At 74.3% G+C, this 22,402-nt stretch carries 15 protein-coding genes and 4 pseudogenes; 10 read left to right on the top strand and 9 right to left on the bottom strand.

What is annotated here, in order from left to right; translation table 11 throughout:
* Positions 1–137: 137 nt before the first annotated feature.
* The 3 genes and pseudogenes from AC07DW_RS12560 to AC07DW_RS12550 all read left to right on the top strand — a co-directional run.
* Positions 138–296 (top strand): annotated as a pseudogene (locus AC07DW_RS12560) (tetratricopeptide repeat protein); the annotation flags it as partial.
* Between the two features lie 28 nt (positions 297–324).
* Positions 325–579 carry a tetratricopeptide repeat protein gene (locus tag AC07DW_RS12555; protein ID WP_478857623.1) on the top strand — a complete coding sequence of 85 codons (255 nt, stop codon included), beginning with the start codon at positions 325–327 and terminating at the stop codon, positions 577–579.
* 385 nt (positions 580–964) lie between these two features.
* On the top strand, positions 965–3,043 hold the full coding sequence (locus AC07DW_RS12550) for a SpoIIE family protein phosphatase (RefSeq protein ID WP_478857708.1): 2,079 nt from the start codon (positions 965–967) through the stop codon (positions 3,041–3,043).
* A gap of 10 nt (positions 3,044–3,053) precedes the next feature.
* Here the strand turns inward: AC07DW_RS12550 and AC07DW_RS12545 are convergent.
* The 7 genes and pseudogenes from AC07DW_RS12545 to AC07DW_RS12515 form a co-directional block, all read right to left on the bottom strand.
* Positions 3,054–4,201: pseudogene (locus AC07DW_RS12545) on the bottom strand (aldose epimerase family protein).
* A gap of 33 nt (positions 4,202–4,234) precedes the next feature.
* Complete coding sequence (gene mmsB / locus AC07DW_RS12540; protein ID WP_478857622.1) at positions 4,235–5,464, bottom strand: multiple monosaccharide ABC transporter permease; 1,230 nt, start codon at positions 5,462–5,464, stop codon at positions 4,235–4,237.
* A 9-nt stretch (positions 5,465–5,473) separates the two neighbouring features.
* Positions 5,474–7,006: pseudogene (mmsA, locus tag AC07DW_RS12535) on the bottom strand (multiple monosaccharide ABC transporter ATP-binding protein); the annotation flags it as partial.
* Between the two features lie 20 nt (positions 7,007–7,026).
* A pseudogene (gene chvE, locus AC07DW_RS12530) lies at positions 7,027–8,140 on the bottom strand (multiple monosaccharide ABC transporter substrate-binding protein).
* Positions 8,141–8,143: 3 nt separating this feature from the next.
* Positions 8,144–9,136: a hypothetical protein gene (locus AC07DW_RS12525; RefSeq protein ID WP_478857621.1), complete on the bottom strand. Its 993-nt coding sequence runs from the start codon at positions 9,134–9,136 to the stop codon at positions 8,144–8,146.
* A 120-nt stretch (positions 9,137–9,256) separates the two neighbouring features.
* Positions 9,257–10,303: a zinc-dependent alcohol dehydrogenase gene (locus AC07DW_RS12520; RefSeq protein ID WP_478857620.1), complete on the bottom strand. Its 1,047-nt coding sequence runs from the start codon at positions 10,301–10,303 to the stop codon at positions 9,257–9,259.
* Entirely contained in the window at positions 10,300–11,454 is a 1,155-nt protein-coding gene (locus AC07DW_RS12515) for a mandelate racemase/muconate lactonizing enzyme family protein (RefSeq protein WP_478857619.1), read from the bottom strand. The genes AC07DW_RS12520 and AC07DW_RS12515 overlap by 4 nt, the downstream gene beginning before the upstream one ends.
* 217 nt (positions 11,455–11,671) lie before the next feature.
* Here AC07DW_RS12515 and AC07DW_RS12510 point away from each other — a divergent pair, with 217 nt between their 5' ends.
* The 7 genes from AC07DW_RS12510 (at position 11,672) to AC07DW_RS12480 (ending at position 19,552) form a co-directional block, all read left to right on the top strand.
* Positions 11,672–12,445, top strand: coding sequence for an IclR family transcriptional regulator (locus AC07DW_RS12510; RefSeq protein WP_478857618.1), 774 nt, complete (start codon positions 11,672–11,674; stop codon positions 12,443–12,445).
* Positions 12,442–13,296 (top strand): SMP-30/gluconolactonase/LRE family protein, encoded by an 855-nt coding sequence (locus AC07DW_RS12505; protein ID WP_478857617.1) that lies wholly within the window; start codon positions 12,442–12,444, stop codon positions 13,294–13,296. The genes AC07DW_RS12510 and AC07DW_RS12505 overlap by 4 nt, the downstream gene beginning before the upstream one ends.
* Before the next feature lie 107 nt (positions 13,297–13,403).
* Positions 13,404–13,940: a SigE family RNA polymerase sigma factor gene (locus AC07DW_RS12500; protein WP_478857616.1), complete on the top strand. Its 537-nt coding sequence runs from the start codon at positions 13,404–13,406 to the stop codon at positions 13,938–13,940.
* Positions 13,928–14,575 carry a hypothetical protein gene (locus AC07DW_RS12495; protein WP_478857615.1) on the top strand — a complete coding sequence of 216 codons (648 nt, stop codon included), beginning with the start codon at positions 13,928–13,930 and terminating at the stop codon, positions 14,573–14,575. Before AC07DW_RS12500 ends, AC07DW_RS12495 begins: the two co-directional genes overlap by 13 nt.
* A gap of 90 nt (positions 14,576–14,665) precedes the next feature.
* Positions 14,666–15,496, top strand: a complete 831-nt coding sequence (locus AC07DW_RS12490; RefSeq protein ID WP_478857614.1) for a pectate lyase — start codon at positions 14,666–14,668, stop codon at positions 15,494–15,496.
* Positions 15,497–15,780: 284 nt separating this feature from the next.
* Positions 15,781–19,047 (top strand): ATP-binding protein, encoded by a 3,267-nt coding sequence (locus tag AC07DW_RS12485; protein WP_478857707.1) that lies wholly within the window; start codon positions 15,781–15,783, stop codon positions 19,045–19,047.
* 304 nt (positions 19,048–19,351) lie between these two features.
* Positions 19,352–19,552 carry a hypothetical protein gene (locus tag AC07DW_RS12480; RefSeq protein WP_073756061.1) on the top strand — a complete coding sequence of 67 codons (201 nt, stop codon included), beginning with the start codon at positions 19,352–19,354 and terminating at the stop codon, positions 19,550–19,552.
* Positions 19,553–19,735: 183 nt separating this feature from the next.
* On the opposite strand, the gene AC07DW_RS12475 is transcribed toward AC07DW_RS12480, so the two are convergent.
* Both AC07DW_RS12475 and AC07DW_RS12470 read right to left on the bottom strand, forming a co-directional pair.
* Positions 19,736–20,827 carry an iron-containing redox enzyme family protein gene (locus AC07DW_RS12475; protein ID WP_478857613.1) on the bottom strand — a complete coding sequence of 364 codons (1,092 nt, stop codon included), beginning with the start codon at positions 20,825–20,827 and terminating at the stop codon, positions 19,736–19,738.
* Positions 20,824–22,371: an FAD-dependent oxidoreductase gene (locus AC07DW_RS12470; protein ID WP_478857612.1), complete on the bottom strand. Its 1,548-nt coding sequence runs from the start codon at positions 22,369–22,371 to the stop codon at positions 20,824–20,826. Before AC07DW_RS12470 ends, AC07DW_RS12475 begins: the two co-directional genes overlap by 4 nt.
* Between the last annotated feature and the right edge of the window lie 31 nt (positions 22,372–22,402).

The raw sequence follows: 22,402 nt of genomic DNA, 5'->3' as shown, positions 1-22,402 counted from the left end.
ACCAGCGCCCTGCCGGCCTACCCGGCTTCCGGCTCCTTGCGCAGCGCCCGGGAGAGGCGCTCGCCGACCACCCGGTCGACAGCCCCGCCGCACTCGACGCGGAGACCCCGCGCACCTCCGCCGAACCGGCCGACGTCCTGCACGACACCGGTGACCTGCGCCTCGCCGAGGCGGCGTGGCGCGACACCTTCCGCGCCCGGGCGGAGACGCTCGGCCGCGACCACCCCGACGTGCTGGCCTGCGCCGCCGGGCTCGCCGCGGTCCTGAACGACCTCGGCCGCGCCCCCGAGGCCGCACCGCTGCTGCGGGACGTCCTGGAACGCCGTGTCCGGCTGCTCGGACCCGACCACCCCCGTTCTGGCCGGACACCTCGCGCTCCGGGGCGAGGAACACCCGGCGACCGCCGGTGCCCGGGACAACCTCGCCAACGTGCTGATCGACGTGGGCCGCCACGCCGAGGCGGCCGACCTCCTCGAACACTGCGTACGCGACTACCGCCGCGTCCACGGCCCCGGACGCCCGCGGCTGCGCGCAGCCGAGGAGAGGCCCGCCTGGCTGCGCGAGGACCCGGCCGACTGAGCCCCACCACGCGCGGCCCCCGGGCCGGGCAGCCCCGTGCCCCGGCAGCCGGCCGGCCTGCGCCCGGCACCCGTCCACGCGCGGCCCACGCGCGGCCCTCGCCCGGCGCCCGCCCCGCGCTCCGGCAGCCGGCCGGCCCGCGCCCGGCGCGCACCCTCCACGCGGCGGCCGGCCCGCGCCCTGCGCCCGCCCTGCGCCCCGTCCTCCGCCCCGCCCGTCCCACCCGCCGGGATGGAGCCCGGCCGGGCGGGCTGCGCCCGGCGGCCGAACCGCACACCCGTGCCGACCTGCGCGTGGCAGCACGCCGGGGCAGGCTTGAAACGTGAAGAACCCCGAGGAGGCGGACGCGGGCCTGCGGTCGCTGGGCTCCGCCCTGTCCGACGTCATGCGGCGGACGGGCGCGGCCATCGGCATGGTCTACCTGCGGCCCCCCGGGGAGAGCGCCCTGCGGCTGGCGGTCCTCAGCGGTGTCTCCCTTGAGTTCGCCGCCCCGTGGATGCGGGTCGCGCCGCGCGACCCGGTGCCCGTGGCGGACGCCGTGGCCGAGGGGCGCCTGGTGTGGATCGGGGACCGGGAGGAGATGGCCCGCCGCTACCCCCGGCCGGGGCTCGTCCTCCCGTACGCGTTCTCGCTGGCCGCCGCCCCCGTCGCCGACGGCGGCAGCACCTGGGGCGGCCTGGTGCTGCTGTGGCCGGGGGGCCACGCGCCGCAGCTCGCCGCGCCCGAGGAGGACGCCGTCCGCGACGGCTGCGACCGGATGGCGCGGGTCCTGGCCCGGGCCGACGGCGAGGGCCGGCCCGTGGTGCCCGGACGGCAGCCCCGCATCGTCCGCCCAGCCCGGCGCACCCCCGGGCCCATCGAGGCCACGGCGGCGGTGGAGTTCGTCCACCGCCTGCCCGGGGGGAGCTGCGCGCTGGACCTGAACGGCCGCGTCACCTTCCTCACCGAGGAGGCGGCCGACCTCCTCGGGGTGGCCCCCGAGGAGCTGACCGGTGCCCTGCCGTGGGAGGCCCTGCCGTGGATGGACAGCCCCGCGGTCGAGGACCGCTACCGGGCCGCGGTCATCAGCCGCCGGACCACGTCGTTCACCACACTGCGCCCGCCCGGCCACTGGCTCCGCTTCGAGCTGCACCCGGACGACACCGGCATCAGCGTCCGCATCACCGCGGCGGCCGGTCCCGAACGGGGCGCCCCCGGCCCGGGGACCGCGGAGCAGGACGAGGACCCGGAGCACACCGCGGCGTCCGCCCTGCCCAGCCGGGCGACCAGCCTCTACCACCTGATGCACCTGGCCGCCACGCTCACCGAGGCCGCCGGGGTGCAGGACGTGGTCGACCAGGCCGCCGACCAGATCATGCCCGCCCTCGGCGTCCACGCCCTGGCCGTGCTCACCGCCGAGGACGGCCGGCTGCGGGTCGTCGGCCACCGCGGCTACGCCGACGCCGTGGCCGGGTTCGACTCCACCTCGCTGGCGTCCCACACCCCGGCGGCCCGTGTCCTGGTGACCGGGACCCCGCTGTTCGCCGGCAGCCGGGCGGAACTCGAGCAGGAGTTCCCGTCCGCCGTCGTCCTGGGCAGCGAGGGCGCCGCATGGGCGTTCCTGCCGCTGATCGCCTCCGGCCGCCCGGTCGGCTCGCTGGTCCTCGGCTACGACCGGCCGCGGAACTTCCACCCGGGCGAACGGGCCATCCTCAGCTCGCTGGCCGGCCTCCTCGCCCAGGCACTGGACCGGGCCAGGCTCTACGACAGCAAGCACGAACTCGCCCGCCGCCTCCAGGCGGGCCTCCTTCCGCACACCCTTCCGCACATCCCCGGCCTGGAGGTCGCCGCCCGCTACCTGCCAGCCGGCCACGGCACGGGCGTCGGCGGCGACTTCTACGACCTGATCAGGCTCAGCGGCACGACCGCCGCCGCGACCATCGGGGACGTCCAGGGCCACAACGTCGAGGCGGCCGCCCTCATGGGCCAGGTACGGGCCGCCGTGCACGCGAGCGCCGGCGCCCCGCCCGGCGAGGTACTCGCCCGCACCAACCGCCTGCTCACCGACCTCGACCCCGGCCTGTTCACCAGCTGCCTGTACGCGCACATCGACCTGAAGCACCACCGGGCCCTGCTCGCCACCGCGGGCCACCCGCCTCCCCTGGTGCGCCACCCGGACGGGCACACCGAGGCGCTCGACCTGCCCCCCGGGCTGCTCCTCGGGATCGACCCGGCCGCCGACTACCCCACGGCCGGGGTCACCCTGCCCATCGGCACCGTGCTGACCTTCTTCACCGACGGCCTCGTCGAGGCACCCGGCGTCGACATCGACGAGTCGACCGCCGAGCTGGCCCGGCAACTCGCCTGGAACGGGGACGCGAGCCTGGACGACCTCGCCGACGCGCTCATCGGCCACGCCCGGGAGACGGCGCCCCGCCACGACGACATCGCCCTGCTCCTGCTCCGCACGGTCGCGCCCGGCTGAGGACGCCGGCTCAGCGCGCCGAGAAGCCGTGCACGGTCGTCGATCGGTACGTGTCGCCCGGCCGCAGCACCGTCGAGGGGAACGCGGGCCGGTTGGGGGAGTCGGGGAAGTGCTGCGTCTCCAGGCACAGCCCGTCGCCCTGCCGTAGGTGCGCCCGGACGGCCCGGCGAGGCTGCCGTCCAGAAAGTTGCCCGAGTAGAACTGCACGCCCGGTTCCGTCGTCGCGATGGTCATCGTGCGCCCCGAGCCCGGGTCGCGCAGCGCCGCGAAGGGCTGCGGACGGGCCGTGGCACCCTTGTCCAGCACCCAGTTGTGGTCGTACCCCTTGGCGAGCACCAGCTGCGGGTGCGCCGTGCGGATGTCCTCGCCGATCGTCTTCCCCCGCCGGAAGTCGAACGGGGTGCCCGCCACGGGCGCCAGCTCACCGGTCGGGATCAGGGTCGCGTCGGTCGGCGTGTAGCGGGAGGCGGCCAGCCGCAGCTCGTGGCCGAGGACGTCACCGCGGCCCTCGCCCGCCAGGTTGTAGTACGTGTGGTTCGTCAGGTTCACCACCGTGGCGCGGTCGGTGGTGGCCGCGTAGTCGACGCGCCAGTCCCCGCGCGGGGTGAGGGTGTACGTCACCGTCACCCTCAGCGTGCCGGGGTAGCCCATCTCGCCGTCGGCGCTCACGTACCGCAGCACCAGCCCGACGCCCGTGCGGCCGGCGAACGGCCGGACGTCCCACACCCGCTTGTCGAAGCCCTGGGCGCCGCCGTGCAGGCTGTTCGGCCCGTCGTTGACGGACAGCCGGTGCTCCGTGCCGTCCAGGGTGAAGCGGCCGCCCGCGATCCGGTTGCCGTACCGGCCGATCAGCGCCCCGAAGAACGGCGACGACGAGACGTACGCGTCGAGGTCGTCGAAGCCCAGCGACACGTTGGCGTACCGGCCGTGGCGGTCCGGGATCTCCAGGGACTGCACGATGCCGCCGTACGACAGCACCTTCAGCCGCGTGCCGCCGTTCTCCAGCGTCCAGCGGTGCACCCGGGTGCCGTCGGCGAGGGTACCGAAGAGCTCCTTCACCGGTTTCCCGCCTCCCGAGGCGTACGCGGTGGCCGGGGCCGCCGCCGTGAGTCCCGCGGCGGCCGCGGCCGCCAGCACCGTCCGTCTGCTCGTTTCCATCCGAACTCCCGATCTCTTGAAGGGGTGTGGGAACTACCTGCCGGCCCTGCGCTTGTTCCAGACGTCGAACCCGACCGCGGCGAGCAGCACCAGCCCCTTGATGACCTGCTGGTAGTCGGTGCCGATGCCGACCAGCGACATGCCGTTGTTCAGTACGCCCAGCACCAGGCCGCCGATCACGGCGCCCATCACCGTGCCGACGCCGCCGCTCATCGAGGCGCCGCCGATGAACGACGCGGCGATCGCCTCCAGTTCGAAGTTCAGGCCCGCCTGCGGGGTGCCCGCGTTGAGCCGGGCCGCGTACACGCAGCCCGCCAGGGCCGCCAGCACGCCCATGTTGACGAAGACGAGGAAGGTGACCCGCCTGTCCTTGACGCCCGACAGCTTCGCCGCCGCCTTGTTGCCGCCCAGCGCGTACACGTGGCGTCCGATCACCGCGTTGCGCATCACGTAGCCGAGCGTGATCAGCAGCGCGCACATGATGAGCATGACCACCGGGACGCCGTGGAAGCTGGCCAGCGTCAGGGTGAGCGCGACCACCGCGGCCGTGACGGCGGTGCACTTCAGCGCCCACAGGCCGAACGGCGGCACGTCCAGCGCGTGGGCGAGCTGCCGCCGCCGGTCCCGCCACTCGCGCAGCAGCAGGAACACCACCGCGGCCAGACCCAGCAGGAGCGTGGGGTTGTGGTACTGCGTGTACGGGCCCATCTCGGGGATGAACCCCTTGGCGATGTTCTGGAAGCCGTCGGGGAACGGGGCGATCGACTGCCCCTCCAGCACGATCTGCGTGAGCCCACGGAAGAGCAGCATGCCGGCCAGCGTCACGATGAACGACGGGATGCCCACGTACGCGATGAAGAAGCCCTGCCAGGCGCCCGCGACCGCGCCGATCAGCAGCGACAGCACCAGGGCGAGCACCCAGGGCATGTCGTGCCTGACCATCATCACCGCCGACATGGCGCCGACGAACGCGACGACCGAGCCCACGGACAGGTCGATGTGGCCGGCGATGATGACGATCATCATGCCCATGGCCAGGATGAGGATGTAGCCGTTCTGCTGGATCAGGTTGGAGACGTTGTTCGGCAGGAGCAGGGTGCCGTCGGTCCAGATCTGGAACAGCACGACGATGAACGCCAGGGCGATCAGCATGCCGTACTGGCGCATGTTGCCGCGCACCCCGTCGAGCAGCAGCGCGAGCGCCGAGGGCCGTGGCGGAGCGTCCTGTGGCTGGGGGCGCGGGGGAGTGGTCGTGGTGGTCATGGCGGGGCCTCAGCTTCTGTTCATGGTCATCTGGCGCATCAGGACTTCCTGGGTGGCGTCGGCGCGGGAGACCTCACCGGTCAGCCGGCCCTCGGCCATCGTGTAGATCCGGTCGCACATCCCGAGCAGCTCCGGCAGTTCGGAGGAGATGAACAGCACGGCCTTGCCCTGCGCCGCGAGCCGGTCGATGACGGTGTAGATCTCGTACTTGGCGCCCACGTCGATCCCGCGCGTCGGCTCGTCGAGGATCAGCACCTCGGGGTCGGCGTGGATCCACTTGCTGAGGACGACCTTCTGCTGGTTGCCGCCCGACAACCGTCCCACCTGCTCGAAGACGGTCGGCGCCTTGATGTTCATGCTGGTGCGGTACCGCTCGGCGACGCTGCGCTCGTGGTGCTCGTCGACGACGCCCCGGCGCCGCATGCCCGGCAGCGAGGCCAGCGAGATGTTGCGGTTGATGTCGTCGATCAGGTTCAGGCCGTACGTCTTGCGGTCCTCGGTGACGTACGCGAGCCCGGCGCCGATCGCCGCCGGCACGGTCTTCGTCACCACCTCTCGCCCGCCCACCTCGACGGTCCCGGAGACGAAGTTCCCGTACGACCGGCCGAAGACGGACATGGCCAGTTCGGTGCGGCCCGCGCCCATCAGGCCCGCGACGCCCACGATCTCGCCGCGCCGCACGGTCAGCGACACGTCGTCGACGACCGTGCGCTGGTGGTCGACCGGGTGCCGGACGGTCCAGCCGCGCACGGCCAGCGCGACCTGGCCGGCGTCCTCGCCGTCGTACGGCGTGCGGTCGGGGAAGCGCTGGTCGAGGTCGCGTCCGACCATGCCCCGGATGATCCGGTCCTCCGACAGCCGCGGTTCGGCGTCCCGGCTCTCCCGGACGGTCAGGGTCTCGATGGTCCGCCCGTCGCGGAGGATCGTCACCGAGTCGGTGATGCGGCGGATCTCGTTCAGCTTGTGCGAGATGATGATGCAGGCGATGCCCTGGTCGCGCAGTTCCAGGATGAGGCCGAGGAGCTTCGCGCTGTCCTCGTCGTTGAGCGCGGCCGTCGGCTCGTCGAGGATGAGCAGCTTCACCTCCTTGGCCAGCGCCTTGGCGATCTCCACCAGCTGCTGCTTGCCCACGCCGAGGTCGGCCACCGGTGTCTGCGGCTTCTCCCGCAGCCCCACGCGCTTGAGCAGCGCGCTCGCCCGCCGCAGCGTCTCGTTCCAGTCGATCAGCCCGCGCGTCGCCCGCTCGTTGCCCAGGAAGATGTTCTCGGCGATCGACAGGTAAGGGACGAGGGCCAGCTCCTGGTGGATGATGACGATGCCGTGCCGCTCGCTGGCCCGGATGTCCTTGAAGGCCACCGGTTCGCCCTCGAAGCGGATCTCGCCCTCGTACGAGCCGTGCGGGTGGACCCCGCTGAGCACCTTCATCAGGGTGGACTTGCCCGCGCCGTTCTCGCCGCAGATCGCGTGGACCTCGCCGGGACGTACCGTCAGGTTCACCTCGGAGAGCGCCGTGACGCCGGGGAACGTCTTGGTGATCCCGCGCATCTCCAGTACGGGCCGGGTCACTTGAGCTGCCCGGCGGTGAAGTAGCCCTCGTCGACGAGGAGCCGGGTGTTGGACTTGTCGACGCTCACCGGGTCCAGCAGGAACGACGGCACCGTCCTCTTGCCGTTGTTGTAGTCGGTGGTGTTGTTGACCTGGGGCTTCTTGCCGTTGAGTACGGCGTCGCCCATCCGCACCGCCTGCGCGGCCAGCTTGCGCGTGTCCTTGAAGACGGTCTGCGTCTGCTCGCCGCGGATGATCGACTTCACCGACGCCAGCTCGGCGTCCTGCCCGGTGACCACCGGCAGCGGCCGGCTCTTCGTGCCGTAACCGGCGCTCTTGAGGGCCGAGATGATGCCGATGGAGATCCCGTCGTAGGGCGAGAGGACCGCGTCGACGCGCTCCTCGCCGTAGTTCTTGCTGATGAGGTCGTCCATCCGCTTCTGCGCGGTGCCGCCGTCCCAGCGCAGTGTGGTCGCCTGGCTCATCCGGGTCTGCTTGCTGCGCACCACGAGCCGGCCGCTCGCGAGATACGGCTGGAGCACCTTCATGGCGCCGTTCCAGAAGTACTTCGTGTTGTTGTCGTCGGGGGAGCCCGCGAACAGCTCGATGGTGCGGGGCGGCCCCCCCCGCGGTCGCCGGCCCCAGCTTCAGCGCGTCGACGATGTACGTCGCCTGGAGCTCGCCGACCCGCTCGTTGTCGAACGACGCGTAGTAGTCGACGTGTTCGGTGCCCATGATGAGGCGGTCGTAGGAGATCACCGGGATGCCCGCGTCCTCCGCCCGCCGGAGCACCTCGGTGAGGGCGGAGCCGTCGATCGCGGCGACCACCAGCAGCTTGCGCCCCTTGGTGATCATGTTCTCGATCTGGGCGATCTGGTTCTCGACCTTGTCGTCGCCGTACTGGAGGTCGGTGTCGTACCCCGCCTTGCGGAACTGTTCCGCCATGTTCTCGCCGTCGGCTATCCAGCGCTCCGAGGCCTTGGTCGGCATGGCGAGGCCGATGGTGCCGCCCTTGCCGCCCGCGGGCTCGTAGCGGCTGCCGCCCCTGGCCTCCTGGCCGCAGGCGGTGAGCGAGACGGTGAGCAGCGCGGCGAGCGAGGCCGCCACCGCGGTTCTGCGGGAGATGCGCATGGATCAGTCGCCTTCCGGAGCGGTGGCCGGGACGGGGAAGCGAGGGAGCTCCCCCGGCAGGCGCGAGCCGAGCGGGGACATCCCGCCGTCCGCGCCGTGCCGGGCCAGCAGGTCGAGGACGAGCCGGCCCCGGCGGACGCGCTCCCGGGCGGTGGCGAGCGCGGTGTCGCGCAGCTGCGCGCCGTACGGGTAGATGCCGGGGGAGCGGCTCAGGCCGAACTTCAGGTACAGCGGGGCGCCGCGCCGGATCAGCTCGGCCACCTCGTACATGCGGACGTACCCGCCGAGGTCGTCGGGCGCCTCGACGTACATGTCCATCGGCGCGCGGGCGGCGAGCCGGATCTCGGTGAGGTGGTCCAGCGTCAGGTCGGAGGGCACGTTGACGGAGTCGGCGCCGAGCCGCTCGTACACGGCGAACGAGGCCGGGTTGACCGGCCCGGTGAGCGCGGACAGCTTGAACGTGGTGTCGGCGGGCAGGTGTCCGGCCGCACGCAGCCGGTGCAGCGTCCACAGCACTCCCTCGTCGGCGACGAGCAGGCAGCGCACGCCCAGCGCCGCGGCGCGGCAGGCGTCCTCCACACAGCCGGCGAGCGCGTCGTGGCCGCGGGCGCGCAGCCCGGCGCCGCCCGAGTCGGTGCGGGTCCCGGCACCGATGTCCCAGGTGCCGCGCGGGCCGGTGAACAGGCACAGCTCGATGTCGCGTTCCGCGCAGGACTTCACCATCTCGGTGATCTCGGCGTCGGTGAGCATCCACACGCCGCTGCCCTGGCTGATCCGGTGGACCGGCACGTCGAGGCGGGCGCTCTCCTCGAGGACGACGGCCAGCGCCTCGGGTCCCTCCACGGACGGGATCTCGGTGCGCCAGGTCCCGCCGTCGGGGAAGGCGTGCGGCGAGGTGTCGGCGGGGTCGGCGACGGGCGCCGGATGGCCGATGGCGGCCAGGGCCTCGGCGCCGGGGCGGCGGGGCGCTGGTGCTGGTGCGGACGGGGCGGTCACAGGGCTCCTCGGATGTTCGGTATTGCGGACGTCGTTCGTGACGGTGGGTGTACGGCGGTACGGGGGCGGGCAGCGCCCCGTACCGCCGTACGGTTTGCGGGAAGGCGCGGCGGGCGGGCCTCAGGGCCGCAGCAGCACCTTCCCGGTCTTCGGGCCGCCGCCGCCCACCAGGGCGACCGCCTCCGCGAACCGCTCCAGCGGGTACTCGTGCGTGATCAGCGGCGCCGGGTCGAGCAGCCCGAGCCCGAAGGCCCGCACCGCGTCCGACCAGGCCGACGAGGGGGCACCGAAGACGCTGCGGATCTCCAGCTGGCTCAGCGACAGGTGTACGGGGTCGATGCCGGCCGCACCGGGCGTGAACATCCCGGTCAGCACCACCCGGCCGCCGCGGCGCGCCAGCCGGCACGACGACGCCGCCGTGGTGGGCGCCCCCGCCGTCTCGACCACCAGGTCGAACCGGCCCTCCAGCCCGGCCGCCCCCGCCGGGTCCAGCGACCGGCTCGCGCCGCACCGCAGCGCCTGGTCGCCGCGCGCCGCCCTCGGGTCGACCACCGTCAGCTCGGCCGGGGACGAGGCGGCCAGCAACTGCACGGCCAGCAGCCCCAGCGTCCCCGCCCCCACCACCGCGACCCGCTCACCGGGGCGCGGCCGTCCCACCCGTACCGCCGCCGCGATCACGGCGGCGGGCTCCAGCAGGGCCGCGGCCCTCAGGTCGGCGTCGTCGTCCAGGAGGTGCAGCAGGCGCGCCGGGACGGTGACGTGGTCGGCGAAGGCACCCGGCTCGGTGAAGCCCGTCTCCGCGTACCCGCCCGCGCACAGGCTCGTCTCGCCGCACCGGCAGCGCTCGCACGCCCCGCACGCCCGGAACCCCTCCGCGACCGTCTTCCGGCCGGTGAGCGCCGGGTCCACGCCCTCGCCGACCGCCTCGACCGTCCCGGCCCACTCGTGGCCGGGGACGACCGGGTACCGGACGTACCCGGGGTCCCGGTGCCCGTCGTACACCTCGCGGTCGCTCATGCAGATCCCGGCCGCCGCGACCCGCACCAGGACCTCCCCGGGCCCCGGGGCTGGCACCTCCCGCTCGACGAGCCGGTGCGCGCCGGGGCGCTCGACGAGCACCGCGCGGCTGGACCGGGTGCCGGACGCGCCGCTGCCGGGACGGCTCACTTCGGCGCCCTCTTCTCCCAGCCCTCGGCCCACAGGTCGAACCGGGCCCGCTGCTGCGGGAACTCCGCCGCCGCGTCCACGTCGAGTTCGACGCCGAGACCGGGGGCGTGCGACACCTCGAAGCACCCGGTGGCCGGATCGACCTGCGGGGCGCCTTTGACCACCTTCTTGATCTCCGCGTCGGCGAAGTCGTTGAAGTGCTCCAGGATCTTGAAGTTGGGCGTGCAGGCCGCCAGTTGGAGCGAGGCCGCGGTGAGCACCGAGCCGCCCACGTTGTGCGGGGCGACCAGCATGTAGTGCGTCTCCGCGGTGGCCGCCAGCTTGCGGGTCTCCAGGATGCCGCCGATGTGCCCCAGGTCCGGCTGGATGATGTCGGCCGCCTGGGACTCGAACAGCTCCCGGAACTCGATCCGGTCGTGGATGCGCTCCCCGGTGGCCACCGGGAGGTCCACCTTCTCGGCGACCTTCGCCAGCGCCTTCAGGTTCTCCGGCGGCACCGGCTCCTCGAGCCAGGCCGGCGCGAACGGTGCCAGCTCCCTCGCCAGCCGCACGGCCGTCGCCGGGCTGAAGCGCCCGTGCATCTCCAGCATCAGTTCCGCGTCCGGCCCGATCGCGTCCCGCACGGCCTCGATCAGCGACACCGCGTACCTGGTCTGCTCCGCGTCCAGTTCGAAGTGGCCGGTCCCGAACGGGTCGATCTTCAGCGCCCGGTAGCCGCGCGCCATGACCCCCTTGGCCGCCCGGTGGTAGGCCTCCGGGGTCCGCTCGGTGGTGTACCAGCCGTTGGCGTACGCCTTGACCTTGTCGGTCACCTTGCCGCCGAGCAGTTGCCAGACGGGCACCCCCAGCGCCTTGCCCTTGATGTCCCAGCACGCCATCTCGACGACCGCGATGCCCGACATGACGATCTCGCCGGCCCGGCCGTAGTCGCCGTACTTCATCCGGCGTACGAGGTCCTCCACCGCGAACGGGTCGGAGCCCGCGATGTGGTTGGCCTCGGCCTCCTTGAGGTAGCCGACCAGCGCGTCGGTGTGTCCCAGCATGCGCGTCTCACCGACACCGGTGAGCCCTTCGTCGGTGTGGACGAGCACATAGGTCAGATTGCGCCAGGGGGTCCCGACGACATGAGTGCTGATTCCCGTGATGCGCACGGCAGTTGCCCTCTCGAGGTCGTTCGATATTTCGTCACACGTTCGAAATCTTGGCGAGACCGTAATCAGCCGTCCGGGAGGTGTCAATGGTTCGCGCGGCTTCGCCTCGAACAGGTTTCCCGCCCGGCCCATTGCCCGGCGAAGTCGCCTGCGGTTAGCCTGTGTTCGTCATACCGATCAAAGGTCGAAGTTTCGAACGAAGGGGTGGGTGGACGGCATGGGACGTCTTGTCCCCGCTGTGACCAGGGCGCTCGACATCCTGGAACTGTTCCTGGAGGGCGACGGCACCCTCTCCGCGCCGGAGGTCACCCGCAGGCTCCAGCTGCCCCGCACCACCGTCCACGAGCTGCTCACCACCCTCGCCGCCCGCTCCTACCTGGTGCCGCTCCCCGAGCAGCCCGGACGCTACCGGCTGGGCGTACGCACCTACCAGCTCGGCAGCCGGTACGCCGAACAGCTCGACCTGGCCGCCGAGGGGCAGCGGGTGGCCCGCGAGGTCGCGGAGACCTGCGACGAGACCGTCCACGTGGCCATCCTGGAGGACACCGACGTCATCTACATCGCCAAGGTCGACTCCACCCACGCGGTCCGCATGGTGTCGGCCGCCGGACGCCGGCTCCCGGCGCACTGCACGTCCGTCGGCAAGATGCTCCTCGCCTCCCTGCCGCAGCACGAACTGGACGCCCGCATCGACGGGCGCGACCTGGTCGCGATGACGGCGGACAGCCTGACCGACCCCGACGCGCTGCGCGCCGAGCTCACCGCCATCCGCGAGCGGGGCGTCGCCACCGAGCACCGCGAGTCCAACCCGGACGTCAGCTGCGTCGCCGCCCCCGTGCGCGACGGCGCCGGCCGGGTCGTCGCCGCCCTGTCCATCTCCGTCCCCATGATCCGGTGGACCGAACAGCGCGAGGCCGAGCTCGCCGAGCTGGCCGTCAAGGGCGCCGACGACCTCTCCGTCAGCCTCGGTCACCGGGGCGCCGCCCGGTGACGCGCGTCGAGGTCGCCGTACGGGAGTACGCCGAGCTCGGCGAGGGCCCCACCTGGGACCCGGCCACCCGGCGGCTGGTCTGGGTCGACATCCTCGGCTCCCGCGTGCACACCTACCATCCGGCGACCGGCCGCCGCACCGTCATGGCCACCGCGCAGCACGTCGGCGCGGCCAAGCCGCGGGCCGGCGGCGGACTGGTGGCCAACCTGCGGGACGGCGTCGGGCTGTACGGCGAGGGCGGCACCACCTTCCGCTGGCTGGTCCACGACCCCGTCCCCGGCCGGCGCGGCAACGACGCGGCCGTCGCCCCCGACGGGGCCCTGTGGGCCGGCACGATGCGCTACGACGAGGCGGCCGGCGGGGGCACCCTCACCCGGTTCGCCACCGACGGGAGCGCCACCCCCGTCATCCCCGGCGTCGCGGTCAGCAACGGCACCGGCTGGAGCCCCGACGGGGCCCTCCTCTACTACATCGACAGCCCCACCCGGCGCGTCGACGTCTGCCGCCTGTCCGAGGACGGCCGACAGGTCACCGAGCGGCGCCCGTTGGCCACCGTCGAACCGGGCGCGGGCTTCCCCGACGGCCTCACCGTCGACGCGGACGGCTGTGTGTGGGTCGCCCTCTGGGACGGCGCCGCCATCCGCCGCTACACCCCCGACGGCACCCTCGACCGGACCGTCGAGCTGCCCGTACGCCGCCCCACCGCCTGCGCCTTCGGCGGCCCGGAGCTGCGGGACCTCTACATCACCACCGCCCGCACGGGCCTGGAGCGCCCCCACCCGCTGTCCGGCTCGCTGCTGGTGCTCCCGGACGCCGGACAGGGCGCGGCGGGAGTCGCCTTCGGGGGCTGACATGCCCGGGCAAGCGCTTGCTAGGATCGCGCCTCGCACCGTGACGGGGCCCGTGCGGACAAACGACATCGGATACGCGGCGGAACGCCGCGCGGAAAGGGGACGCCGTGGGGACATCCGCCGATGACGCCGCCACGGAGTTCCACGACTTCTTCGAGCGCCACTACGCCGAACTGGCCCGCCTGGCGCACCTGCTGACCGGCGAGGCCGACGCGGCCGACGACATCGCCGCCGACGCCCTCCTCGCCCTCTGGCACCGCTGGGACCGTGTCCGCGCCGCCGAACACCCCGCCGCCTACGCCCGCGGCGTCGTCGCCAACCTCGCCCGCAGCCGCATCCGCAGCGCCGTACGGGAACGCCGCCGCATCGCCCTGTTCTGGTCCCAGCACTCCCCGTACACCGACGGCCCGGACATACCGTCCGTCGTCGACGTCCAGGGCGCCCTGCGCACGCTGCCGTTCCGCAAGCGCGCCTGCGTCGTGCTGCGCCACGCCTTCGACCTCTCCGAACGGGACACCGCCCTCGCGCTGGGGATCTCCGTCGGTACGGTGAAGAGCCAGACGTCCAAGGCCATGGCCCAGCTCGAACGGCTGCTCGGCAACCGGGCGGCGACGCACCTCGTGGGGAAGACATGGACCAGCTGAACCAGCGCCTGCGGGAGGCGGCGCAGGCCCACCGGCCCGACCGCGCCCGCATCCTCGCCCGCGTCGAGCGCGGCATGGCGGCGCATGCCGCGGCCGGACGCCCCCACCGTCCCGCGCGGCGCACGTCCTGGATCAGGGTCGCGGGCGCCACCGCCGCCGTGGCCGCGGTGCTGGCCGCCGGGGGCTACACCGCGACCGCCGTGCTGGGCCCCGACCGCCCGGACCGCGGTGTCGCCGCCCCCGCCCGTGCCCCGCTGCGGGTGAGCGGGGCCGTCGACCCGCACAGCAACCGCTTCTGGGCGCAGGGCAACATCACGCTGACGGCCCCGAGACCCCTCACCACCCTCACCGTCGACCTGCGGGTCGCCCAAACCGGCGGCGTCGCGAGCACCGGCCACTGGCGCACCCTGCCGGCCGAGGACTTCACCGTGTCCGTGCGCGAGGACGAGGACGGCTCCCTGCACTACACCTGGACCCTCAAACCCGGCCGCACCGCTCCGGCGGGCCGGCACGTCTTCGCCGGCCAGTACAACCACGCCGAGGGCGCCCGCTCGGCCCGCGCCGACCACTACACCGTCACGGCCACCGAGGACGGCGGTGAACGCACCTCGGTACGCGGCGGCTTCGCCCCGTGACCGCGAGCGCTCCCCGGCCGGCGGCAACCCTTCCGGAGGCGGCGGCGACCAGCACGCACAAGGTCGCACCCCACACGAAGGAAACGGGACATGAGCCAACGAGCCGCCGCACGGCGCATCCCCAGGCGTACCGGCCGCCGAACCCTTGCCGCCCTCACCGGCGCGGTCGCCCTGACCGGCGCCGCACTCACTTCCGGCCTCACCCTCCCCACCGCCTCCGCCGCGGCCGCCTGGCCGACCCCCAGCGGCAGCAAGGCGGTCCCGGCGACCATCGCGGTCCCCGCCTCCACCCCGTACGACGGCGGGATGAAGCGCCACTACGGCACCGGTGACCTCGGCAGCGGCGGACAGGACGAGGGACAGGCCCCGCTGTTCACCCTGGCGGACGGCGCCGTCCTGAAGAACGTCGTCCTCGGCTCCCCGGCCGCCGACGGCGTCCACTGCCTCGGCAGCTGCACCCTGCAGAACGTCTGGTGGGAGGACGTCGGCGAGGACGCCGCCACCTTCAAGGGCAAGTCGTCGAGCGCCGTGTACACGGTCACCGGCGGCGGCGCGAGGAAGGCGTCCGACAAGGTCTTCCAGTTCAACGGAGCGGGGAGGCTGGCCATCACCGGCTTCCAGGTGGCCGACTTCGGCAAGCTGGTCCGCTCCTGCGGCAACTGCTCCACCCAGTACAAGCGCACCATCGTCGTCGACGACGTCGACGTGACCGCGCCCGGCGGCAGCATCGCCGGCATCAACACCAACTACGGCGACACCGCCACCCTCCGCAACATCCGCATCCACGGCGACAGCAGCAAGAAGATCAAACCGTGTGTGCGCTACACCGGCAACAACACCGGTGCGGAGCCGGTCCAGACGGGCAGCGGCCCCGACGGCACGTACTGCCGGTACACCGCGTCCGACATCACGTACTACTGACGGGCGGGACGGCGGGCTTCCGGCGGCGCGTACCCCACCACGCGCGCGCCGCCGGGTCCACGTCACGACGGGCACCCGGCCGCGGGTACGCGGCCACCGTGCGCCGGCCGTCGACCGTCGCCGCCTCGGACGCCTCGCCGCGGGGTGACAATGAGCCGGTGACAGACGGTGCGAAGGCAGGTGCCCCGGCGGACGGCCCGGCGGACGACGGGGCGGTGGCGGGTCCGGTGGCGGGTCCGGCGGACGGCGCGGCGGTGAGTGCGCCGGGGGTACGGGACGTGGGCATGTGCGACTACGGGGTGCTCGGCGCCACCCGGGCGCTGCGCGCCGACGGATCCGAGGCCCCGGTCGCCGGGGCGCGGTTGCGGGCGCTGCTCACCGCGCTCGCCGCGGCGGGCGGGCGGGCCGTCCCGGTGGGGCACCTGGTCGAGCACGTGTGGGCCGGCGCCCCGCCGGCGGACGGCCCGGCCGCGCTGCAGGCCCTCGTCGGGCGGCTGCGCCGGGCACTGGGGCGCGCCGCGGTCGTGTCCTCCCCGGGCGGGTACCGGCTGGACGCCGACCCGCGGGACATCGACCTGTTCCGCTTCGAGCGGCTCGCCGCCGACGGCGCCGCCGCGCTGCGCGCCGGGGACCCGCGGGCCGCCGCCCGGCTGCTCGACGGGGCGCTGCGGCTCTGGCGCGGGCCCGCCCTGGCCGACCTGCCCGACCGGGACGGCGACCCCCTCGTGGTGCGGGCCGAGCGGCGCCGCACCGAGGCGCGCCGCGACCGGCTGGCCGCCGAGGTCGCGCTCGGCCGCGCCGGGGCGGCCCTGGCGGGCCTCGCCGGACTGGTCGCCGAGCAGCCCCTGGACGAGCCGCTGGCCGCGCTGCACATCAGGGCGCTGCGGTCCGCCGGCCGCCCCGCCGAGGCACTCGCGGCGTACGAAGAGGTCCGGGCCCGGCTCGCCGCCCGCCTCGGCACCGACCCGGGCCCGGACCTGCAGGCCCTGCACGCCGAACTCCTCGCGGGCGACCCCGTCCCGGCACGCCCCCGCGCGGCCCGCCCACCCGGCAACCTGCCGGCCAGGCTCACCTCCTTCGTCGGGCGTACGGCCGAACTGGCCGCCCACGCCGAGGAGCTGCGCGAGCGGCGGCTGGTCACCCTGCTCGGACCCGGCGGCGTCGGCAAGACCCGCCTGGCGCTGGAGGTGGCCGAGGCGGTGAAGGAGGCCGTCGACGCCTGGCCCGACGGTACCTGGATCGCCGAACTCGCCCCCGTACACGACGCGAACGACGTCCCCGAGGCCGTGCTGAACGCCCTGGGCGTGCGCGAACCACTGCGCTGGGGCACCGAGCCCCGCGCCCGGGACCCGCTCGCCCAGCTGCTCGACCACTGCGCCCGGCGCCGCCTCCTGATCGTCCTCGACAACTGCGAGCACCTCGTCGGCGCGGCGGCCGTCCTCGCCGACGCCCTGCTCGCGCGCTGCCCCGGCGTCACCGTCCTCGCCACCAGCCGCGAACCGCTGGGCGTCCCCGGCGAAGCCGTACGCCCCGTGGAACCGTTGCGCCAGGACGCGGCGCTCCGGCTGCTCGCGGACCGGGGAGCGGCCGCCCGCCCCGGCTTCCGCACCGACGACGACCCGGCGGCCTGCGCCGAGATCTGCCGCCGCCTCGACGGCCTGCCGCTCGCCCTCGAACTGGCCGCCGCGCGGCTGCGCGCCCTGACGCCGCGCCAGATCGCCGACCGGCTCGACGACCGGTTCCGGCTCCTCGACCGGGGCAGCCGCACCGCCCTGCCCCGGCAGCAGACCCTCCGCGCGGTCGTCGACTGGTCCTGGGACCTGCTCGACGCCCCCGAGCGGGCGGTCCTGCGGCGGCTCGGGGTGTTCGCCGGCGGTTGCTCCCTCGCGCAGGCCGAGGAGGTGTGCGCCGAGCCGGACACCCTGGCCCACCTCACCTCCCTGGTCGACAAGTCCCTCGTCGTCGCCGCGCCCTCGCCGGCCGGCGACGGCATGCGGTACCGGCTCCTGGAGACGGTCGCCGAGTACGCAGCCGAACGGCTCACCGAGGCGGGGGAGCGGGAGACCACCGTTCGCCGCCACCTCGTCGCCGTACGCGAGTTCGTCCGCGCCGCCGCCCACCGGCTGCACGGCCCGCTCCAGACCGCGTGGCTGGAGACGCTCGACACCGAGCACGAGAACATCCGCGCGGCCCTGCGGACCGCCGTCGACCTGGGCGAGGAGCAGCAGGGACTGTGCATGGTGCTGTCCCTCAACTGGTTCTGGCAGCTGCGCGGTCACCTCGGGGACGCCCGCACCTGGTCGGCGGAGGTCGCCGCCCTCGGCCCCGACCCGTTCGTGCCGGACCCGGGGCACGAGGTGCGCCGCGCCGCGCCGTTGCACCCGCGGTGCACCGACCAGCCGCCGCCCTGGCCCGAGGAGCAGCTGTGGGAGGCCCGGCGCGGAGTACGGCTGATGGTGCTGGCCTCGGACGGCAGCCAGGGCGCCGCCACACTGGAGAAGCCCGGGAACCGGGCCTACCTCAGGGCCGTCGCCGACGCCTACCGGCCCGGGATGCCGCAGAACAGCCGCCAGCCCGGCACGATGTGGTTCTTCGCCCGGCTGCTGCTGGGCGAGTTCACCGGCCTGGCCGGGGCGATGGACGCCCAGGTGGCGTGCGCCCGGGCGTACGGCTCCGACGCGGACCTCGGTTTCGCCCTGCTCCTGCGCGCCAAGGTGATGCCGGACGGTGGCGGCGACGCCGAGGAGGCCCTCGCCCGCTTCGAGGCGGCCGGCGACCCGTGGGGCATCGCGGAGGCGCACTGCGCCCGCGGCGAGCACCACGAGCGGGAAGGCGGGTACGCCGCGGCCGCCCTGGCCTTCGAACGGGCCGCTGAGGCGGCGGAGCGGACCGGCGCGCGTGGCATGGCCCCCGTCTTCCGCGCGAAGCTGGCCCACCTGCGGCTGCGGGACGACGCCGGACCGGAGGAGCACGAGACCGCCGAGCGCATGCTCCGGGAGGCGGCCGAGGACACGGCGGAGCCCGCCGTCGAGGCGGTGAGCACCGCCCGCCTGCTGCTCGCCCAGCACTACGGCCGCACCGGGCGGGTCCCCCTCGCCCGGCGGCAACTGGACGCCATCGAGGCCGGGTTGCCGTCCGGCACGGCGGACCTGCTCACCGGCATGCTGCTGGGGCTCCGGGGCTGGCTCGACTGCCTCGACGGCGACCACGCGCGCGCCCGGGAACGCCTCGCCACGGCCGTGCGCCGGATGGAGACGCTGGCCTACCTGGTCGCACCGCGCCTGCTCCTCGGCCAGTTCCCCACCGCCGCCTGGGCCATGGCCCGGCAGGGCGACCCCGGGGACGGGGCACGGCTGCTCGGCGCGTACGACCGGCACGCCGACGGCCCCGGTGTGACGGGCTTCCGCCAGTTCTCCGCCGACGCGGCGCAGGAGATCCGGCTGCGCGCAGAGGCGGAACTGCGCGCCGTCCTCGACCACGAGGCGTACGCCCGCGCCCACGCCGAGGGCCACGACCTGACCGTGCGGGAGGCCGCTTCCCTCGTACGCTGACGGCCCCGGCCCCTGGCGGCCGCCCTCGAAGCCCCGGCGAGCCCGTGCCCCGGGGCACGGCGGGGCGAGCGCACCGGGGCGCGGGGCCCGCGTGGTGCAGCCGCCCCTCCGGAACCGTACGCCGCGTACCGGGCACGTGACGGCGTCCCGGCGAGCGCCTCGTCACCGCACGTGATCGCGGCTCTGCCCGGCGCGAACGGTCCCGCCGTGCACCGCGCCCGGACCGCCACCACCCGGTCGGTGCAGAGGATGCGATCCGGGTACCCGGCGACGACAATGTCTGCAGGACGAACAAGGAGGCGGCATGAACGCTGAGCCCGATTCGACCTCCCAGCGAGAGGGCGTCACGCCCGACAGGCTTCTGCACAGCGGCGCCGAAGGCGAATTCAACGCGGAGGACCTGGTGCTCGCTTCAGGACGTGACGTCAACCCGAAGAACCTGGCCTGGGCGGAGCGCAGGCTGGCCGAGAAGGGCAAGGCCGCCCTCGACGAACTGCTTCCCTGACCCGGCGACCCCCAGGGCACGGGCCACGCGACCGCCCGCCGGGCGCCGCGTGGCCCGCGGGCCTGCCCGGCGCCCGGAAAGACGGCCCCCGAGACGGAGAGCCATGGGGCCTGCCACTCACGGGCCCGCGCCCGGGCACGGCGGGGGCCCGCCCCCGCCCGGGGGCGGGCCCCGCCGCGTGGGTCATGTCGCCGGCGACTCCGAAGGCGCCCCGGCCACCGGGGTCAGCGGGCCCCGCAGTGAGGAGCGGCCCTCGTCCCAGGAGGCGAGCACCCGGTCCTCCCAGCGCTCGTCCAGCCACACCGTCGCCCGGATGCCGAACGCCACGTCCGCCGCCAGCCCCGGCTCGCGGTCCAGCAGGTCGCCCAGGACGTCCCGGCGCATCACCTGCTCGTGGACGGCGTCCGCCTCGACGTGCTCGGTGAAGAACCGCACGCACCGCTCCTCGGCCCCCAGCCGCTCCAGCGCCTTGGCCATCCGCCGGGCGCCCGGGGGCGAGGTGATCTCCAGCACCGCGAAGTTCCCCGCGGCCGCGCCCCGCAGGGAGCGGTGCAGCCCGAACAGCGACATCACGTTCACCGTGGCGAGGGTGGTCGCCGGGGCGAGGTCCAGGTAGCGGCCGTACGAGGCGTCCAGCCCGGCGCCCTCCATGAGGTCGGCGAACAGCTTGGCGTGCACCCGTTCGCCGCGTCCCGCGCCGAACTCGTCGTAGGCCACCGCCACCAGCGAGGCCTTCGCCTGCCCCTCCAGGCGGGGGATGAGCCAGGCCTGCGGGTCTGACTCCTTGAGCTGGTACAGCGAGCGGTGCGCGAGGTACTCCCGCATCAGCTCCCAGGAACCGCCGTCCCCCATCAGCCGGTGCGACACCCCGTGCCCGTCGACCGGCTCGACCAGCAGGGGCTCCAGCGCCGCCGCCACGTCGGCGTCGCCCGGCACCGCCTCGCGCAGGGCCTCCAGGAACGCCTGCTCCATGGGCCGGCGCAGCGCGAGCAGCGCGGGGTCCCACTCCCGCTCGTCGGCGACGCCCTCCAGGGCGCGGTAGTGGGGTTCGTACGACAGGTACAGCGCCAGCTGGAGGTCCTCACCCAGCGGATCGGCACCGGACACGGTCACGTCGGGTGCCGCCTCGCCCCGCAGGACCCGCAGGACGGCGGCCGACAGCGGGCCCCGCTCCTCCGGCAGGGGAGCACCGGGCGCGGAGGCACCGGACGCCGAGCCACCGGGCCGCGGTGCACCCGGCAGGGCTGTCCTCGACCGGGGAGCGGTCGCCGTCATTCGCCCTCCTCGACGTCCATCTGCTCCAGCGGCCGCACCGCCGGGCCCTGCACCACCTTGCCGTCCACGTCGAACCGCGAACCGTGGCACGGGCACTCCCAGGCGCACTCCTCGTCGTTGAAGTGGACGACGCACCCCAGGTGGGTGCAGCGCGCCGACACCGCGTGCAGCGAACCCGCCTCGTCGCGGTGCACCGCCAGCCGCCGCCCCCCGACCCGTACGACCGCACCGCCGCCGCGCGGGATGTCGTCGGTCGAGTCGGCGTGCGCGCCCGGCACCCGGTCCCCGATGAAGTGCTTGGCCACCTGGGCCTGGAGCCGCAGCATCGCGGGCGCCTCGCGCACCGGGTGGAGCCGTACCGGGTCGTACAGGCTCGTCCACGCGGGCTCGCGGCCCCGGATGCGGGACGCGATCAGGTCACCGGCCATCACACCGTTGCTCATGCCCCAGCCGGCGAACCCGGTGGCCACGTACACGTGCCGGGACCCGGCGTGCAGCCGGCCCACGTACGGCACGTGGTCCGTGGTGACGTTGTCCTGCGTCGCCCAGCGGTGCGTGAGCTCGACGCCGTCGAAGTGCTCGCGCGCCCAGGACGACAGCTTCGCGTAGTGCTCGCCGACCTCGCCCTCGCCGACGGCGCCGGGGGTGAACTTCTCGCCCGTGACGATCAGCATCCGCCGCCCGTCCTCGCCCAGCGGCGCCGTCCTGACCGAGCGCGTGTTGTCGTCCGAGGTCAGGAACATGCCGCCCGGGTCCTGCCCGGCCGGTACCGGTCCGGCCACCACCAGCTCGCGCTTGGGCTCCAGCCGGGTGAACAGCAGCGCCCGGTCGAACACCGGGTAGTGGGTGGCGACCACGACCTCGCGGGCCTTGACCGTGTGCCCGGCGCTCGTGGTCAGCTCGGACGGCGAGCCCTCGCGCAGCCCCGTCACCCGAGTCCGCTCGAAGATCCGCCCGCCGAGCACCTCCAGGTCGGCCGCGAGCGCCAGCAGGTACTTGCGCGGGTGGAACTGCGCCTGGTTCTCCACCCTGACCGCGCCCACGACCGGGAACGGCAGCGGCACATCGGTCTCGTACGAGGCGTCCAGACCCGCCTCGCGGGCCGCCTCCGCCTCCTCGCGCAGCTGGTCGGCCTTGCCGGGATCGACGGTGTACGTGTACGCGGGCAGCCGTTCCAGGTCGCAGTCGATGCCCAGCTCCTCGCTCACCTCCGCCACCTTGTCGATGGCGATCTGCTGGGAATGGGCGTACAGCCGGGCGGCCCGCCGGCCGTGGATCCTGGCGATGTCGGCGTACACCGTGCCGTGCAGGGCGGAGAGCTTCGCCGTGGTGTGGCCGGTCACGCCCGACGCGACGCGGTCCGCCTCCAGCAGCACCACCTGGTGCCCGGCGCGGGCCAGCTCCCAGGCCGTGCAGAGCCCGGCGATCCCGCCGCCCACCACGGCCACCTCCGTCTCGACGGGACCGTCCACGGCCGGGCGGGCCGGCCCGGGCGCGTACTCCATCCACAGCGAACCGGATCCGGAACCGGACTCAAAGCTCATCGCTCACTCCTCACACGCAGATCACCAGCGT

Source organism: Streptomyces sp. NPDC045701 (assembly GCF_056432045.1).
The sequence above is the reverse complement of the archived record's forward strand: the minus strand, read 5'-3'. Positions and strand labels throughout refer to the sequence as shown.